Below are 17,091 nucleotides of genomic sequence, written 5' to 3'. Positions count from 1 at the left end.
GAAGTAGTTCAAATAACCACTTATTAGCAAAACCTAACTATGGTATAATAATTTTACCGACGATAACGTCGGTAAAGAGGAGGTACTATATGGCTGCTGCGAAGAGGCTTAGTGAGGCTGAAAGAAAAAAAGAAATTATGAATTCAGCCACAAAAGTAATTGCCGCAAAGGGCTTAGGAAAGGCAACTATGGAAGATATCATCGCGGGAACAACTTTATCAAAAGGAGGAGTGTATCACTACTATGGGAACGTAACAGAAATCTTTAAAGACATTATGATAAGCGGGATTGATTACAGAAACAATATCATTAAGGAGCATTTGGTTGAATGTGAAAAGGGTGGTGAGATTAAGTTTATGGCAAAACAGTTGGTTGATAAAGTCATAGACAACAATCCTTTAACGCCTCTTTATGTTGAGTTTTTGATAGAGAAAAAAAGAAATCCCGAACTGAATAATATTATGGAAGAGCTTCAAGAACAGACAAAGGAAAGATTTAAAGAGATATGGAGTAATGACTCAGGATGGTTGCTTGATCCTCAAATTTTTCAGTTTGTTACCGATTTTATGAATGCTCTGATACTGGCTTCGGATGTACTGGATGCAAGAGAAAATTTCAAAAAGAACAGACAGCATTTGGAAGCAATATTTACTTACTTATTTGAACAAGTAAAGGAGAAAATGGATGGGAGTTTATAAGAAATTATTCAGATATGTGCCGAATGAAAAATATATCGGATATATGACAATCATAGTATCAAGTATTTCGGCATTCCTGGTGGTTTATGGATATTATTACATGTTTTTACTTCTAAAAGAAGCGGTAGTAAAGGGAAATTATGAAAATGCAGGATATTATTCTACAAGGATAGTTATCTGTTTAACTATAAGTGCAGTAATGTATTTGGTATCCGGCATTGTTTCACATAAGCTGGCATTTAGACTTGAAACAAATCTACGAAAAAGAGGAATTGAAGGACTTACAGATGCAAGCTTTCGATTTTTTGATCTACATTCCTCAGGATATATAAGAAAAACTATAGATGACAATGCGGCAAAGACACATATGGCGGTAGCTCATATGTTGCCGGATAATTCACAGGCATTTTTGGTACCGATTTTTGCATTTATACTGGCATTTGCCATAAGTCTTAGAGTCGGAATCGTTATTATAGTTTTATCAGTTATAAGCGGACTTATATTGATGGGAATGATGGGCAATAAAGATTTTATGAAGCTTTATCAGACTTCACTTGACAAACTGAGTTCTGAAACTGTGGAGTATATCAGAGGCATACAGGTAATAAAGATATTCGGTTCAAAACTTAGATCTTTTAAGGCATTACATGATTCTATTATGGAGTATTCAAAATACGCTTATGATTATTCTCTGTCTTGTAAAACACCATATGTCATATATCAGCTGATATTTTTAGGATTGATTGCCATTATAAGTATTCCGCTCAGCTTCTTTTTGACCGGTATAAAAGATCCTAAATTTATGGCTGTAGAGCTTATTATGATATTTTTCTTAAGCGGTGTAATAATGGTCTCTTTTATGAAAATAATGTGGGCAAGCATGAATATCTATAATGCAAATTTTGCCATTGACAGTTTGGAAGAATTATATGAAAAGATGCAGGAGGATAAACTCACATATGGAAACAGAGATCATTTTGACAATTTCAATATTGAATTTGAAAATGTGAGCTTTTCATATGGGGATAAAAAGGTTCTGGAAAACTTATCATTTTCATTAGAAGAGAAAAAAACTTATGCCTTAGTAGGGCATTCAGGTTCAGGAAAGTCAACTGTTGCAAAACTTCTGTCAGGATTTTATAAGGTTGATAAGGGGGCAATAAAAATAGGTGGATATCCTCTTTCGGAATATACAAAGGAGGCAATCATAAGGAATATCTCGTTTGTATTCCAAGACAGCAAACTGTTTAAAAAATCTATATATGATAATGTAGCATTGGCTGATGAAAATGCAGGTAGAGATAAAGTAATGAAGGCTCTCAGTCTTGCAGGTTGTGATGAAATTATTGAAAAGTTTAAAGACAGGGAAAATACAATTATAGGTTCAAAGGGGGTGTATCTTTCAGGAGGTGAAAAACAAAGAATCGCTATTGCAAGGGCTATTTTGAAAAATTCACCTATTGTAATTATGGATGAAGCGAGTGCGGCAATTGATGCGGATAATGAATATGAATTACAAAGAGCATTTAAAAATTTAATGCAGGATAAGACTGTTATAATGATTGCCCATAGGATGACAAGTATCAGAAATGTAGATGAAATAATAGTTTTGGAAAAGGGAAATGTAATAGAGCGAGGAGATAATGATTCATTGGTAAAAACCGGAGGGTTATACAGCAGACTCCTCAGTCTTTACGAAACTGCAAATGATTGGAGGGTGTCAAATGAAAAACTACTATAAGAAAAGATATGCTCTCTCAGAACAGGGGGCAAAAAATCTCACAAAAGCAACGATATATTGTTTTTTGACATATTGTATCAACCTTGGTCCTATGATGATTTTAATGGGACTTATTAATCAGTTGGTCTTGGGAAATGTATCAAGCACCTTGCAGTATATTGTTATGGCAATACTTACTCTTGTTTTTATGTATACTTTATTATCAGAAGAATATGTAAGCCTTTATAATTCCACCTATAAAGAATCGGCAAATTTGAGAAAGGGAATAGCAGAGAATCTGGCACAGCTTCCGCTGGCTTATTTTTCAAAGCACGATCTCTCCGACCTTTCACAAACGATAATGTCCGATGTGGAAAGGGTAGAGCATTCTATGAGCCATTCTATACCAAAGGTTGTGGCTATGTGGTTATTCTTTCCTCTGATGGGACTTATTATGCTTATTGGAAACTGGAAGCTTGGACTTGCAGCAATTATTCCCACTCTTTTAAGTTTTATGATCAATCCTTTGGCAAAACAGAAGGAAGTTTCAGAATACAGCAGGTACTTTAATGTGCTAAGAGATAATTCAGAGCTTTTTCAAGAAACAATAGAGTTACAACAGGAGATAAGCAGCTTTAATCAAGCCGACAAGGTGAAGAAAAACCTGTATAAAAAGATGGAGGAGAGCGAGAGGATTCATCTTAAAGTAGAGGTTCTTCCGATGTTGGCTGTGGGAATTTCTTCATCACTTTCATATATAAGCCTTGCGGTAGTATTGGCTGTCGGAATACAGTTACTTATTCACAATGAGATCAGCCTCTTATATCTGATAGGATACCTGATAGGAGCAATAAAGGTTAAAGAACTTTTTGATGTTTCAAGGGAAGGAATGACCGAAATGTCCTATATTGAACCTGCAATTGTAAGAATAAAGGAGATAAAAAATGCAGCGCTTCAAGAGGGTAAAGATACAGACCTTTCAAGCTACGATATAGAATTTAAAAACGTTTCATTTGCTTATAATAAAGATGCAAAGGTATTAAAAGATGTGAGTTTTACGGCAAAGCAGGGTGAGGTTACAGCTTTGGTAGGTATATCGGGTTCCGGTAAAACTTCCGTACTAAGACTTATATCAAGGCTGTATGACTATGATACCGGAAGTATCTTAATAGACGGAAAGGATATCAAAAATATATCTACAGAATCATTGTTTAAGAATGTCTCAATAGTGTTTCAGGATGTGACCTTGTTTAATACAAGCATTATGGAAAATATTCGTTTGGGCAGGGAGAGTGCAACAGATGAGGAAGTAAAGGAAGCGGCAGTGCTTGCAAACTGTACGGACTTTATCGAAAAATTGCCGGATGGATTTAATACTCTGATTGGAGAAAACGGTGCTGAATTATCAGGTGGAGAAAGACAGAGGATTTCTATTGCAAGAGCATTTCTAAAGGATGCACCTGTTTTGATATTGGATGAGATATCGGCAAGCCTTGATGTGGACAATGAAAAGAAGATACAGGACAGTTTAAATAAGCTTATCAAGGACAAAACGGTTATTATTATCTCTCACAGATTAAAATCAATAGAAAATGTGAATAAGATTGTGGTAATAGATGAGGGAGTTGTTGAGACATCAGGAAACCATGATGATCTTATAAAAGATTCAAAGGTATATAAAAACTTGATTGAAAAGACAAAATTAGCGGAAGCATTTAATTATTAGGGGGAAGATATGAAAGAGAAAAAGCTGAAAATAAAGGATCTGGTGACTATAGGTGTATTTGCTGTTATATATTTTGTAGTTACTTTTGCCGTTGGAATGATTGGAGTTATTCCGATTTTATTCCTGATATATCCTACAATACTGGGAATTGTTAGCGGAACTGTTGTTATGTTATTTATGGCTAAAGTACAAAAACCTTGGGCATTGTTTATTTTCGGAATGCTGTCACCTCTTATTATGCTTGTGGGAGGCCATACCTATGTAATTGTACTTCATGCATTTGCAGTAATGATTATAGCCGAGTTGATAAGAAGAATCGGTCATTATAATTCATTTAAATACAATATGCTTTCATTCGCAATATTTAATACTTGGATTTGCGGTTCACTTATGCAAATGTTATGGGCAAGGGAGAAATACATTGAGTTATCTATGATGATGGGCAAGGAGTATGTAGATATTTTGATAAAACTTATTACTTATCAGCATATGGCATTGGTTTATCTTGGTGCTATAATCGGAGGACTTATAGGAGCAAATATCGGAAGAATATTACTGAAAAAGCATTTTATAAAGGCAGGTATAGTTTGATGTATTACATCAATGACAAAAGACTAAATCCAAATCCTATAACCAAGTTTTTTGTTGTAGTGTTACTTGGGTTTACTGTAGTACATTCTATAAATCACTATTTGGAAATAGCTGCTGTATTAGTGATATCTATTATGTACCTTATTAATGGATTTAGAAGAGAAGCAATAAAAAATATACTGGTATTTGGTGTATTGTTCTTTGTACCGAGTTTTAGTGCTTTGGCGAAGCTTCACATATTTATAATGATGATGCTTTCATTACCGGCTATATTTCGTATGTTCTATCTTCCATTTGCAGCAGGTGAATTTATGATAAAAACATCTGATGTCGGAAGTATTATCTCATCAATGGATGCTTTAAAAATACCGAAGGAAGTTTCTGTACCTATAGCCGTAATGTTCAGGTTCTTCCCTTCATTTGCCGAGGAGAAAAATAACATTATGATGGCAATGAGAATAAGGGGAATAGAAACAAAAAATCCTGTTAAATACCTTGAATATATTGCAGTACCATTGCTTATTATTTCATCAAATATTGCAGATGATATTGCAAAGGCTGCGGAAACAAAATGCATTGCAAATCCTGTAAAGAAAACAAGGTACATAAAAGTAAAAATTCATTTGATCGATTTTATTTATGCTTTCACAATGACAATTATAGTGGTGGGAGGTCTTATATGCTTACGTTAGAGAATCTGTCACTGTTTTACGAACAGGATAAAAAAGTACTTGATGATATCAACTTAATCGTAGCGGACGGTGAATGTGTACTTCTTACCGGAGAGAGCGGAAGCGGAAAATCTTCTATTATAAATTCTATAAATGGACTTGCCTTTGAATATGAAAATGCCAAATTTAGCGGTAGCATAAAGGTTGACAATAAAGACTTAAAGGGAATGGAGCTTTATGAAATATCTCTGATGATATCCAGCGTTTTCCAAAACCCAAAGACACATTTTTTTAATGTGGATACAACACTTGAACTGTTATTTTATCTTGAAAACATAGGTCTTGATAGAAAAGAAATGGAAAGTCGTATGGAAGATATGCTAAAGCTCTTTCCTATAAAGCATTTGCTCGGACGTAGCATATTTGATCTTTCAGGTGGCGAAAAACAGATACTTTGTGTGGCGGCCTGCTATATTTCAGGTTGTAAGATAATAGTACTTGATGAACCTTCATCAAATCTGGATGATAAATATATTGATATATTAAAGGAAATGCTGCAGATACTAAAGAATAAGGGAATTACACTTATCATTGCAGAGCATAGAATCTATTATTTGACGGATTTGGCAGATCGAATTATTCTCGTCAGAAAGGGAGAGCTTTTTAAGGAGCTTACAAAAGATGAACTTTTAAACTCTGAAAGACAACTTGGACTTCGCTCTGCGATAAAAACAGTATTGAAAGAACAAAGTAAGTTGTTTGGAAATGATTTAAATATTAAAAAACTCGAGTACAACTTTAAAGACGGTTCGGGGTTAAAGATAGAAGATATTTCATTTGGTCTTGGAAATATTTACGGTATTACCGGAAAAAACGGCTGCGGTAAATCCACATTTCTGAGGGTAATGACAGGCCTTGATGGTAAGGGAAAGAGTGAGATAACATTTAACGGGAAAATCCTAAACAAAAAAGACAGACTGAAAAATTCATCATTGGTTATGCAGGATGTAAATCATCAGCTTTTCACAGATTCTGTAGAGGAAGAAATAAAACTTGGGGTTAAGGATTTGTCACAGGATAGATTAGATAATGTCCTATTTGGTCTTGAACTTACAGAATTAAAGGACCGACATCCTATGAGCCTTTCAGGTGGACAAAAACAAAGAGTGGCCATTGCTTCAGTTCTATGCAAAAACTCAAGATTTATATTTTTTGATGAGCCCACAAGCGGTATGGATTATAAAAATATGATAAGAATTTCAAAGATGATAAAGGAGATGAGTACTAAAGATAATATTATATTTATTGTTTCCCATGACAATGAATTTTTGAATGAAACCGCAGACAGTATACTTTGCCTTGAGGAATTTAAGATCCCGGCATCCAAAAATGAAAGTAATAGAATCATTTATTATTAAACAAAACTTTAAAAACTGTAGTTTAATATATGATATAATCAAAGAAAACATTGGAGGATGCTTTATGGATCGTTTCAAGAAAGTTTACAGGCAGGGAGTATTAGAAATACTTGAAGTTTGGGTTGATACGGAGACAGGTGTAAACTATTTGTTTAAGGCAAACGGATATGCAGGAGGTCTGACAGCTTTACTGGATAAAGACGGAAAGCCTGTAATCACATACAATGGTAAAGAAGAATTATAAATAAAAACGGCTCTTTGTCAACTGTAGTGGGTTGAAGAAAAGCTAAGCTCGAGAAAGGACAAATTTGGTCCTTTCTTTTTTGGTGTTCAGAGCGATGAAAATTCGTTTCTTAAAGTTGTCAAAGTTCCGAAAACCAAAGGCATTTCGTTTGATAAGTTTGATGAGATTATTCGTCGCTTCCAATTTGGCGTTAGAATAGGGTAATTGAAGAGCGTTGACAATCTTCTCTTTGTTCTTTAGAAAGGTTTTAAAGACAGTCTGTAAAAGAGGATGAACCTGCCTTATATTGTCCTCAATGAGTCCAAAGAATTTTTCGGGCTCCTTATTCTGAAAGTGGAAAAGCAAGAGTTGATAGAGATTATAGTGGTCTTTCAAGTTTTCTGAATAGCTTAATAGTTTATAAAGAATCTATTTATTGGTTAAATGCATACGAAAAGTAGGGCGATAAAATCTCTTATCACTCAGTTTACGACTATCCTGTTGGATGAGCTTCCAGTAGCGCTTGATAGCCTTGTATTCATGAGACTTTCGATCAAGTTGATTCATGATTTGAACACGCACACGACTCATAGCCCGGCTTAAGTGTTTTACAATGTGAAAGCAATCAAGTACAATTTTTGCATTCGGAAAAAGTTGCCTCGCTAAGTCATAGTAAGGACTAAACATATCCATAGTAATGATTTTCACTCGACATCGGACGGCTCTATCATATTTAAGAGAGTGATAACGAATGAGAGCTTGTGTTCTACCCTCAAGAACAGTGATGATATTGAGTTTGTCAAAATCTTGCGCAATAAAACTCATCTGTCCCTTTGTAAAGGCATACTCATCCCAGGACATAATCTCAGGAAGACGCGAAAAATCATGCTCAAAGTGAAAGTCATTGAGCTTACGAATAACAGTTGATGTTGAAATAGAAAGTTGATGAGCAATATCAGTCATAGAAGTCGTTTCAATCAACTTTTGAGCAATCTTTTGCTTGATGATACGAGGGATTTGGTGATTTTTCTTGACGAGAGAGGTCTCGGCGACCGCCATTTTCGAGCAATGATAGCACTTAAAACGACGCTTTTTCAAAAGGATTCCAGTAGGCATACCAGTCGTTTCGAGGTAAGGAATCTTAGAAGGTTTTTGAAAGTCATATTTCTTCATTTGGCTTTCGTAATCGGGACAATATGGAGCCTCATAATCCAGTTTAGCGATGATTTCTTTGTGTGTATCCTTATTGATGATATCTATAATTTGGATATTAGGGTCTTTAATGTCAAGAAGTTTTGTGATAGAATGTAATAGTTCCATATGAATCTTTCTAATGATGGTTTGGTTGCTTTTCATTATAGATTATATGGGGCTTTTTTCTACAACAAAATAGGCTCCATAATATCTATAGGGGATTTACCCACTACAAATATTATAGAGCCAAACAATAAGCGTTTTAGTGTTAGAAATTATTAAAATGATTTGTTAGAGCTGTTTATGACTAATCTCGAAAAACTCAGTTTCTCACTTAACTATTTTTTATACGTTTTATGGTGTTTAAAGTTGTTGTGACTAGCTCGTTAACAGGCATGGCTTTATAATCTCCTTTTAACCATTCATCAAAAATATTGTAGAGACCGCCGGTAATGAATCTACTATCATAAGTGATTTGTCTTTGATCACTATTTGTGATGTGCCAAGGTGCCATGACAGTGGTATAAGCAGTAGGAAGCCTATCATAAGACCTTTGCAAGATAAGCACGAGTAAGTTTGCGTCTTGCAAAATTTTTAATGGCTCAGTGTACTGGCTCCAATACTGAAAGAAAAGGTTCACTAAATCTTCAAAATTAGTCAGTTTTTCTGTTTGAAGTTCGATAATATAGTCTTGGATTAAGCGGTCTAAATAATTCGTAAGAACTTCCTCTTTTGAATGGTAATAACGATAAAACGTTCGTCTAGCAATCTGAGCATGCTCGCTGAGTTCAGCAATGCTGATATTTTGGAGAGACTTCTTAGTTGCTAATAAATCGAACAAGGCTTCTTCCAGCCATTGCTGCGTTTGATATTCCATGGTATTTTTCCTTTCCTGTCACACTTTTGGTCAAACTGTGCCAATTTCTCTTAACCTCTTGTTTTTTAACAGTTTATCATTATACTAAAAGTGTTGCGAGTGATATATGATTATCATTTATTCTTAACATTGTACAATTGTTAGTTGTTATTAAGGAGGTAAAGATATGAGCATTCTTTTTAATGTTTGGATGCTGCCTATTTTATTTATTTTACATGATTTTGAAGAAATAATTTTTATGCCCTTGTGGAAAACACGGCATCATCAAAAGTTAGAAACTTTTAAGAAACCGTTCTTTGGTTCCGTTACGCAAGGTTCCGCTTTTGCAGTAGGTGTGTTCGAGGAATTTATCATTCTGGTGTTTATTTCTGGATTCTGCCAAATAACTGACAACAGTTTATTCTATTTATCTTTTGTAATAGCTTATACAGCTCATTTCATAATCCATTATATCATGTGTCTGCAATTTAGGGGCTATGTTCCTGGAGTCGTCACGGTAACCCTAGAATGGCCAATGGTTCTAATGATTATTTCACACTATTGGACTTCTGACATTTCTTTGTTATCAGTCGTTGTCTATCTTTTATTGGCCATGGTAATAGCTTTTACGAATCTTAAAATCATGCATCTCATCATGCCAAAAATTCAAACACATCTAGAAAAATACGCGAAATGAAAAACGATTAAATGAGAGCTACTTTTTAACCTTTCTGATATAACTGGTTAATGAGCAGCCAAGAGTCAATCGAAGTGGCTGATAAACATGGTTTGACTATGGTCTTTACAGGAGTTAGACATTTTAGACATTAAAAAGTAAAGGGAAGAAAACAGTTTCTTTCCTTTTTTGCTTAAAAAAGCTTAACGAAACAAGATTAAAACGAACATTTATGATATAATGTTAGTAAATAATTCGCAAAAGAGGTTAAGAGATGAAACTGTTAGTTGTCGGCTCAGGTGGTCGTGAGCATGCGATTGCCAAAAAGTTGTTGGAGTCTAAAGACGTTGAGCAAGTTTTCGTGGCTCCTGGGAATGACGGGATGACCTTGGATGGACTTGATTTGGTAAATATCTCTATTTCCGAACATTCTAAGTTGATTGACTTCGCAAAAGCGAATGATATTGCTTGGACTTTTATAGGTCCGGATGATGCCCTTGCAGCTGGAATCGTGGATGATTTCAATGCAGCTGGTATCAAGGCTTTTGGTCCGACTAAGGCTGCGGCTGAGCTTGAGTGGTCTAAGGATTTTGCTAAGGAAATCATGGTTAAATACGACGTTCCGACAGCAGCCTATGGCACATTTTCAGATTTCGAGGAAACCAAGGCTTACATCGAGGAACAAGGAGCTACAATCGTCGTCAAGACAGATGGCTTGGCCCTTGGGAAAGGTGTCGTCGTTGAGGAGACAGTTGAGCAAGCAGTAGAAGCAGCTCACGAGATGCTTTTGGACAATAAATTCGAGGACTCAGGTGCGCGTGTGGTCATTGAGGAATTCCTGGACGGGGAGGAATTTTCACTTTTTGCCTTTGTCAATGGCGACAGGTTCTACGTCATGCCAATGGCTCAGGATCACAAGCGTGCTTATGATGGTGACAAGGGCCCTAACACTGGTGGGATGGGGGCTTATGCGCCACTTCCAGTAATCCACCTCCATGTGCCAGCTGTTATGCTCAATGTACTCGTTCAACATGTCGAGGCGGCTGAAACATATGTGACAGAAAATCCAAGCGCCCACCTCCACTTATATGGTAAACTAGAAGCAAAGCACAACCGCAAGATGGGGCATGTGACTTTGTTTAGTGATGCGCCGGATGGTGTGGATGAATTTTAGAGGATTGCTATGGAAAATATAAAATATTTAGAAATTATAATGACTGGAACAAAACTCATAACTGTAAGGGAGTTTTATGAATATTTTGATGAGTTACAATCTAGGGAATCGGATAAATTGCCATTATTTTTATATAGCTTTAATTTAATAGATAAGTATGAATTCGGCAAGATGGATGGTTCAAATACTACGGTAGAGATAAAAAATATTACTCAAAATACTCATACAAAATTGAATATTGGAGAATATCTGTTAAAAAATACAATTTATCAGAAAGATGTTTTTGAATTATCAAAAATTGTTGACAGTGATATAAGAGTTGAAACTTCAGAAAGAGAATTGGTAATTTATGCTGCGGGTGACCTAAAAGAGTATTTTACTGTTATTATGAATGATAAGCTTGATGTTGAATACGCTATAAAAGAGTTACTTTGCGAAAGTTGGTTTGCTTGTGGTAGAAAATTTGTTCAAATCATTAATAATGTTGAAAATTGGAGTGACGTTAATTACATTATTAATAGTTTCTCCAATGTTAATAATGATATAGAAATACGAGAGCAAGATAAAGAATTAGTGTTTAAATCAACATATTCAATTGTAGAGAATATGAAATATTGCCCAGAGCGTGGGAAATTTGGTGTTAGTTTGCTAACAGAATTTTTAAAATTATTAATTAATAAGAAAGATATCAATGTTCAAATACAAGAAAAAATCATTAGCGCTTTTATTCAAAGTCAAGAAGAGGTATTACTAAAAAATGAAGAGGAGTTGATAAGAAGTTTCTATATTAATATACATTTAGAGCAAGTGTATAATAGAATTTATACTGTAAAAAGATCAGAGAAAAACGATTCACTAGAATTTGAATTGTTAAATATTCGTCTTTGGGACATTTTGGGAAATAAGAAATTCCTAGATTATATAGAAAATGAAGATTTTAAAACACTTGCTTTAGAAAATCTTTATATTGGTCAGGCATTTGGGAAAGACGGGAATCGAAATGTTTTTGATAGGATAGGAGAGGGGCATGAAAAGCTTCAAAGAATAATATCTACAGTCCCTTCAAATAAAGAAGTAGCTTTACTGTTTTTGTATATGAGACCAAAAGGAAATTTATTTATAAGTCAATATGGATCAGAAGCTACAAAGCAGCTAAAAAAATTATTGAATGATAATATTGAACCAAAAGAGTATGTTGATTTGGCTGAAATTGCATTGATAACATATTTGAAACCCAAGTACAATACTCAGCATACTAAAGATGATTTCAAAAGCTTAAAAACACCTAAAGTCGAGGGCATTATTAATAGTAATGATGGTATACAAATTTTTATGGATTTTGAAAAAGTAAATTGGGAGATTATTTCAAGTGGTTGCACAAATAAGTTCGTTTCTAATAAACCTTATTTATATTGTCTTTTTAAAAAAGAGGCATTTAACCTGAAAATTAATGAGATTGAAAATTTGTTTGAGGCGATTACTAATACAAAAAAAGAAAAGGAAAAATAATTAACCATGATCAACCGTTACTCTCGCCCTAAGATGGCGAACATTTGGAGTGAAGAAAATAAATACCGTGCTTGGATTGTTGTGGAAATCTTGGCTTACTAGGCATGGGTTGAATTGGGGGAAATCCCTAAGGAAGATGTAGCTTTGATTCGCGAGAAAGCGGACTTTGACATTGACCGTATTTTGGAAATTGAGCAGCAAACTTGTCATAATGTAGTGGCCTTCACACATGCTGTTTCTGAGACGCTTGGTGAAGAGCGCAAGAGGGTTCACTATGGCTTGACGTCTACTAACGTGGTAGATACTGACTATGGTTACCTCTACAAACAAGCCAATGAAATTATCCGTAAGAACCTTGCAAACTTTACTAAAATCGTGGCATATAAGGCGAAAGTACACAAGTTCACAATCATGATGGGTCGTACCCACGGTGTGCATGCTGAGCCTACAACATTTGGGCTTAAATTGGCAACTTGGTACAGCGAAATGAAACGTAACATTGAGCGTTTCGAGCACGCAGCTGCTGGTGTGGAAGCTGGGAAGATTTCTGGTGCGGTTGGTAACTTTGCCAACATCCCACCATTCGTTGAAAAATATGTCTGCGACAAATTGGGTATCCGTGCCCAAGAAATTTCTACACAGGTGCTTCCTCGTGACCTTCATGCTGAGTATTTTGCGGTTCTTGCCAGCATCGCAACTTCTATCGAGCGTATGGCAACGGAGATTTGTGGTCTTCAAAAATCAGAACAACGTAAAGTGGAAGAGTTTTTTGCCAAAGGTCAAAAAGGATCTTCAGCAATGTCTCACAAACGGAACCCTATCGGTTCTGAAAACATGAAAGGTCTTGCTCGTGTCATCCGTGGTCATATGGTAACAGTGTGTCACTTTGGTATGAACGGGATATCTCTCACTCATCAGCTGAGCGGATCATCACACCAGATACAACCATCTTGATTGACTACATGCTCAACCTTTTTGGAAATATCGTTAAGAACTTGACAGTCTTCCCGGAAAACATGAAACGCAATATGAACTCTACATTTGGTCTTATCTTTAGTCAACATGCTATGCTGACTTTGATTGAAAAAGGCATGACGCATGAGCAAGCTTACGACCTTGTTCAACTGAAGACAGATCAATCATGGGATAATCAAGTAGACTTTAAACCACTTCTTGAAGCAGATCCAGAGGTAACCTATCGCCTCACTCAAGAAGAAATTGACGAAATCTTCAACCCAGCTTACTACACTAAATGTGTTAATGAAATCTTCGAACGAATTGGACTTGGGGATTAAAAAACTGTAGCGGAAGTATAGCTTCTACTACAGTTTTTATGTCTATTCCCATATTGTATGCTGTGCTCTTACACCATATTTATCAGGTTTATAAAGTGAATCGAAATCAGCTTCCACACTGTATCTTTTCCATATAACATAGTCGGATGGCTGAATTTTAAGAGTAAATGAAATATCATTCTTTACTTCTTCATATTCAATCGGATGTAGTGAAAAAATATCCGTCAAATCTCTTTCTCTAAAGTCATCTATACTCAGTTTAGACAGGTCGGTATTATTAAATTTAACTTCTGATAAAGCTTCACTGTTTGCCGGAATCCTGTAATAAGTTATTGTACAGTTTTTTAGTTTATCGCTATCTTTTAATGTAGGAGTAACACTTACAAAACCGTAGGATTTATCATCACGAAATATTTCCAAAAGTTCACCATAATAAAAGTGGTCATTACGATTGTTTACTATTTCGCTGTCTGCAGACTTTTCCGAGAAGTAAAAGCCGTCAGACAAAAGAGTGGATGCCTTTGTTTCGCCGACAATTATATTGCTTTTATCTATTTGTACTACGACCGGCTTTTCGGGAAAACCTATCATAGATACAAAGAGAGTAAGAGTAAAAAGTGAAATAAACAGTCCGGCTATAACAGCATTTGAAGCTGAGTAGAGTCGAAATATTTTATTTTTATGATTGCTTATAAGTTCTGAAATAAGCTGAATGAGATGATAAAATACCAAGCTTATTACTGCAAGTCCAAGCTGAAATCTTAAACATCTATAAAGTGACAAGGTAAAATTATTTGTCATGTAAAACATAATGCCTATGCAGGAGATATTTGCTAAAACATACACGAAGAAAAATAATAATGCAGCTTTTAGTGCCTCAGATTCGGTAATATCATCATAGTCTATATGTATTCTACCTTGAAAGCCCTGTCCGATATTGTACATCCGTTTTGGAACATCCTTACCGGCAGCTACTGCAATTACCAGCCTAAAAAACATATAGATTGTTAATATAAAGCATAGTAAAACCAAAAGACCAAAAATTAATGCGAATACAGTAAATCCCATTTTATTCCCCCATTATTCCCAAATAGTATGCTGTGCCCTGACACCATAATGGTGTACTGAGTTGTTTTCAAAAAAATCCGCCTCAATGCTATAACTTTTCCACAGTGAGTACCCTACAGTTTGCAGTTTTAAGGTATACAAAGGACTGCGTTTATACTGATGATAATTATAAGGCTTTAGTGAAAAGATATCAGCCAGATCGCTGTCTTCAAAATCTTGAATACTTAATCCTGATAGAGCTGTGTCATTAAATTTTACCTGAGATAAAACCTCACTGTCACCCGTTATTTCATAATATGTTATGGTACAGTTTTCGAGTTTATCAGAATTTTTAAATGTAGGAGTAATACTCATAAATCCATAAGATTTTCCGTCACGAAGCAACTCTACAAGTTCACCGTAGTGAAGTTGGCTGTTTCGTTTATTTACAATTTCACTGTCTGCATCTTTACCGTAAAAGGTAAAGACGTCTGCTAAAAGAGAGGAGGCTTTTGTTTTGCCTATAACCACAGTGCTGTTATCTATTTGTATATTTACAGGTCTTTCAGGAAGTCCCACTCTAAGCATCCATAGAGTATATACAAGTGCAGTAACAAATATACCTGCCATTACAGCGTTTGTCGGTGAGTAGAGTGGCCTGTAAATTCCCAATATATGAGATACAAAAAATAAAATCAGTTTTACTATAAAGTAGAATAGCATTGCTATCAAAACAACTACTACCTGCAAGCCTACACATATATAAAATGCTTTATTGTAATTTTGTGTTTGATAATACATTACAAAATAGAAAAAAATATTGGCTAAAATAAAACAAAGGATAAAAAAATTGGTATCCCACAATGCTGCAGGTTCTGTAAAATCCTCGTAATTGATATTGATTTTACTTTTAAATACCTGTCCAATCTTGTACATCCAATTTGGAACTTCAGTATTTGTTCTCACAGCTATTACAAGTTTTACATACATATAAACTGTAAACATAAGAAGCACCAATATAAGAATACCGAGCGCTATATAATGGTATCGTAATTTAAGACACTTCAAGAGACATTTCTTAATGAATCTGATATACTGTAAACACTACAGAAAGAAGGATTTTTATTATGTCTCGAACAAGAAGAAATTTCTCCGCCAAATTCAAATCAGAATTAGTGATTGAACTGCTCAAAGGAGAAAAAGACTTAAATACAATCGCAACCGAAAACAATATTCAGCCAAATCTTCTCCGCAACTGGAAGAAGGAGTTCCTCGATAAAGCATCCGTGGTTTTTGATGACACACGAGAGGATAATCTGAAAGAAAAACTCGCTTTAGAGCGCAAGGAAAAAGCTGAATATGCGAAAAAAGTTGGCCAGCTCACCATGCAGGTGGATTGGTTGAAAAAAAAATCTGAAGAAACACTTGGACCTGACTACGAGAGTAAATTTAGTCCAAAACCTTTTGAAGACTAAAGAACTTCCAGTTAAAACAGGAGCTGCGCTTCTTGATATCAACCGTACCAGTGTGTATTACAAGGGCACGCCCATATCTCAGGAGGAGTTAGATTGCAAATCGATCATAGATCGATTACACACAGATAACCCGGCCTGGGGAGCACGACAGCTGTCTGCTCAGCTGAAGAAGCGTGGGCATCAGGTTGGCCGCCGGAAAACGCGCCGTTATATGAATGAAATGGGGATGGATCCAATCTATCCAAAAATGAACCTTTCTAAACGTATGCAACAGGCTAAAGTCTGCCCGTATCTGCTACGAAACGCCGTTATCGACCGTCCTAATCAGGCATGGTCAATCGACATTACATACATCCCCATCAAGCACGGATTCCTGTATCTGACCGCTGTGATCGACTGGTACAGCCGCTGTATTGTTGGCTGGGAAGTCGATGATACTCTAGATACCAGAATGGTCATAACTGCGTTAAAAAAGGCGTTTATGGTAGCAAAACCTATTATCCTGAATTCGGATCAGGGCTGTCAGTTTACAAGCAATGAGTACATGAATTTCCTCAAAGAGAACCAGATCCGTCAAAGCATGGATGGTAAAAGCCGCTGGGCTGATAATATCATGATTGAACGATGGTTCCGGAGCTTCAAGTACGAGGAAGCATATCTGACCCAATACAACAATATCCGAGAAGCAAGGAAGGCTATTGGGAAATATGTGCATACATACAACTTTGAACGTTGTCATTCAGCACTCAATAATCAGACACCGGCATCCTGCTATTATCCAATCCTGTTACTGGATGATCATGCAGCCTGAGGGGGGA

Annotated in this window: 13 protein-coding genes and 3 pseudogenes; 12 read left to right on the top strand and 4 right to left on the bottom strand. The window is 35.7% G+C overall.

Annotation, left to right across the window (positions count from 1 at the left end; all coding sequences use genetic code 11):
- The first annotated feature begins 89 nt into the window (after positions 1-89).
- From J5A74_00280 to J5A74_00250, 7 genes are all read left to right on the top strand, one after another.
- Positions 90-698 carry a TetR/AcrR family transcriptional regulator gene (locus J5A74_00280; GenBank protein ID QUI95855.1) on the top strand — a complete coding sequence of 203 codons (609 nt, stop codon included), beginning with the start codon at positions 90-92 and terminating at the stop codon, positions 696-698.
- Complete coding sequence (locus tag J5A74_00275; protein ID QUI95854.1) at positions 685-2,439, top strand: ABC transporter ATP-binding protein; 1,755 nt, start codon at positions 685-687, stop codon at positions 2,437-2,439. Before J5A74_00280 ends, J5A74_00275 begins: the two co-directional genes overlap by 14 nt.
- Entirely contained in the window at positions 2,423-4,144 is a 1,722-nt protein-coding gene (locus tag J5A74_00270; protein QUI95853.1) for an ABC transporter ATP-binding protein, read from the top strand. Before J5A74_00275 ends, J5A74_00270 begins: the two co-directional genes overlap by 17 nt.
- 9 nt (positions 4,145-4,153) lie before the next feature.
- Complete coding sequence (locus J5A74_00265; GenBank protein QUI95852.1) at positions 4,154-4,735, top strand: MptD family putative ECF transporter S component; 582 nt, start codon at positions 4,154-4,156, stop codon at positions 4,733-4,735.
- A complete protein-coding gene (locus tag J5A74_00260; GenBank protein QUI95851.1) occupies positions 4,735-5,427 on the top strand; it encodes an energy-coupling factor transporter transmembrane protein EcfT in 693 nt (230 codons plus the stop codon). Before J5A74_00265 ends, J5A74_00260 begins: the two co-directional genes overlap by 1 nt.
- Positions 5,415-6,824, top strand: coding sequence for an ATP-binding cassette domain-containing protein (locus J5A74_00255; protein QUI95850.1), 1,410 nt, complete (start codon positions 5,415-5,417; stop codon positions 6,822-6,824). The genes J5A74_00260 and J5A74_00255 overlap by 13 nt, the downstream gene beginning before the upstream one ends.
- Positions 6,825-6,888: 64 nt before the next feature.
- Positions 6,889-7,068: a xylan 1,4-beta-xylosidase gene (locus J5A74_00250; protein QUI95849.1), complete on the top strand. Its 180-nt coding sequence runs from the start codon at positions 6,889-6,891 to the stop codon at positions 7,066-7,068.
- 42 nt (positions 7,069-7,110) lie between these two features.
- Here the strand turns inward: J5A74_00250 and J5A74_00245 are convergent.
- Together J5A74_00245 and J5A74_00240 are read right to left on the bottom strand one after the other, a co-directional pair.
- Positions 7,111-8,367, bottom strand: a pseudogene (locus J5A74_00245) (ISL3 family transposase).
- Positions 8,368-8,575: 208 nt separating this feature from the next.
- Positions 8,576-9,118, bottom strand: a complete 543-nt coding sequence (locus J5A74_00240; GenBank protein ID QUI95848.1) for a TetR/AcrR family transcriptional regulator — start codon at positions 9,116-9,118, stop codon at positions 8,576-8,578.
- 166 nt (positions 9,119-9,284) lie between these two features.
- Here J5A74_00240 and J5A74_00235 point away from each other — a divergent pair, with 166 nt between their 5' ends.
- From J5A74_00235 to purB, 4 genes and pseudogenes are all read left to right on the top strand, one after another.
- Positions 9,285-9,794 carry an HXXEE domain-containing protein gene (locus J5A74_00235; protein ID QUI95847.1) on the top strand — a complete coding sequence of 170 codons (510 nt, stop codon included), beginning with the start codon at positions 9,285-9,287 and terminating at the stop codon, positions 9,792-9,794.
- A 253-nt stretch (positions 9,795-10,047) separates the two neighbouring features.
- Positions 10,048-10,947: a phosphoribosylamine--glycine ligase gene (gene purD, locus J5A74_00230; protein ID QUI95846.1), complete on the top strand. Its 900-nt coding sequence runs from the start codon at positions 10,048-10,050 to the stop codon at positions 10,945-10,947.
- Between the two features lie 9 nt (positions 10,948-10,956).
- Complete coding sequence (locus tag J5A74_00225; GenBank protein QUI95845.1) at positions 10,957-12,456, top strand: hypothetical protein; 1,500 nt, start codon at positions 10,957-10,959, stop codon at positions 12,454-12,456.
- A gap of 6 nt (positions 12,457-12,462) precedes the next feature.
- Positions 12,463-13,751: pseudogene (purB, locus tag J5A74_00220) on the top strand (adenylosuccinate lyase).
- 42 nt (positions 13,752-13,793) lie between these two features.
- Here the strand turns inward: purB and J5A74_00215 are convergent.
- Both J5A74_00215 and J5A74_00210 read right to left on the bottom strand, forming a co-directional pair.
- On the bottom strand, positions 13,794-14,819 hold the full coding sequence (locus J5A74_00215) for a hypothetical protein (GenBank protein QUI95844.1): 1,026 nt from the start codon (positions 14,817-14,819) through the stop codon (positions 13,794-13,796).
- Positions 14,820-14,831: 12 nt separating this feature from the next.
- Positions 14,832-15,803: a hypothetical protein gene (locus J5A74_00210; protein QUI95843.1), complete on the bottom strand. Its 972-nt coding sequence runs from the start codon at positions 15,801-15,803 to the stop codon at positions 14,832-14,834.
- Positions 15,804-15,925: 122 nt separating this feature from the next.
- Here J5A74_00210 and J5A74_00205 point away from each other — a divergent pair.
- Positions 15,926-17,084 (top strand): annotated as a pseudogene (locus J5A74_00205) (IS3 family transposase).
- Positions 17,085-17,091 lie beyond the last annotated feature (7 nt).

Source organism: Lachnospiraceae bacterium oral taxon 096 (assembly GCA_018141845.1).
Classification (GTDB): domain Bacteria; phylum Bacillota; class Clostridia; order Lachnospirales; family Lachnospiraceae; genus F0428.
Note: the sequence above shows the minus strand (reverse complement) of the source record. Positions and strands in the feature narration are given on the sequence as shown.

What these genes read in the sequence shown, in the direction of transcription:
- J5A74_00280 (QUI95855.1), top strand. Translation starts at nt 90, where the DNA reads ATGGCTGCTGCGAAGAGGCTTAGTGAGGCTGAAAGAAAAAAAGAAATT.
- J5A74_00275 (QUI95854.1), top strand. Translation starts at nt 685, where the DNA reads ATGGGAGTTTATAAGAAATTATTCAGATATGTGCCGAATGAAAAATAT.
- J5A74_00270 (QUI95853.1), top strand. Translation starts at nt 2,423, where the DNA reads ATGAAAAACTACTATAAGAAAAGATATGCTCTCTCAGAACAGGGGGCA.
- J5A74_00265 (QUI95852.1), top strand. Translation starts at nt 4,154, where the DNA reads ATGAAAGAGAAAAAGCTGAAAATAAAGGATCTGGTGACTATAGGTGTA.
- J5A74_00260 (QUI95851.1), top strand. Translation starts at nt 4,735, where the DNA reads ATGTATTACATCAATGACAAAAGACTAAATCCAAATCCTATAACCAAG.
- J5A74_00255 (QUI95850.1), top strand. Translation starts at nt 5,415, where the DNA reads ATGCTTACGTTAGAGAATCTGTCACTGTTTTACGAACAGGATAAAAAA.
- J5A74_00250 (QUI95849.1), top strand. Translation starts at nt 6,889, where the DNA reads ATGGATCGTTTCAAGAAAGTTTACAGGCAGGGAGTATTAGAAATACTT.
- J5A74_00240 (QUI95848.1), bottom strand. Translation starts at nt 9,118, where the DNA reads ATGGAATATCAAACGCAGCAATGGCTGGAAGAAGCCTTGTTCGATTTA.
- J5A74_00235 (QUI95847.1), top strand. Translation starts at nt 9,285, where the DNA reads ATGAGCATTCTTTTTAATGTTTGGATGCTGCCTATTTTATTTATTTTA.
- purD (QUI95846.1), top strand. Translation starts at nt 10,048, where the DNA reads ATGAAACTGTTAGTTGTCGGCTCAGGTGGTCGTGAGCATGCGATTGCC.
- J5A74_00225 (QUI95845.1), top strand. Translation starts at nt 10,957, where the DNA reads ATGGAAAATATAAAATATTTAGAAATTATAATGACTGGAACAAAACTC.
- J5A74_00215 (QUI95844.1), bottom strand. Translation starts at nt 14,819, where the DNA reads ATGGGATTTACTGTATTCGCATTAATTTTTGGTCTTTTGGTTTTACTA.
- J5A74_00210 (QUI95843.1), bottom strand. Translation starts at nt 15,803, where the DNA reads ATGTTTACAGTTTATATGTATGTAAAACTTGTAATAGCTGTGAGAACA.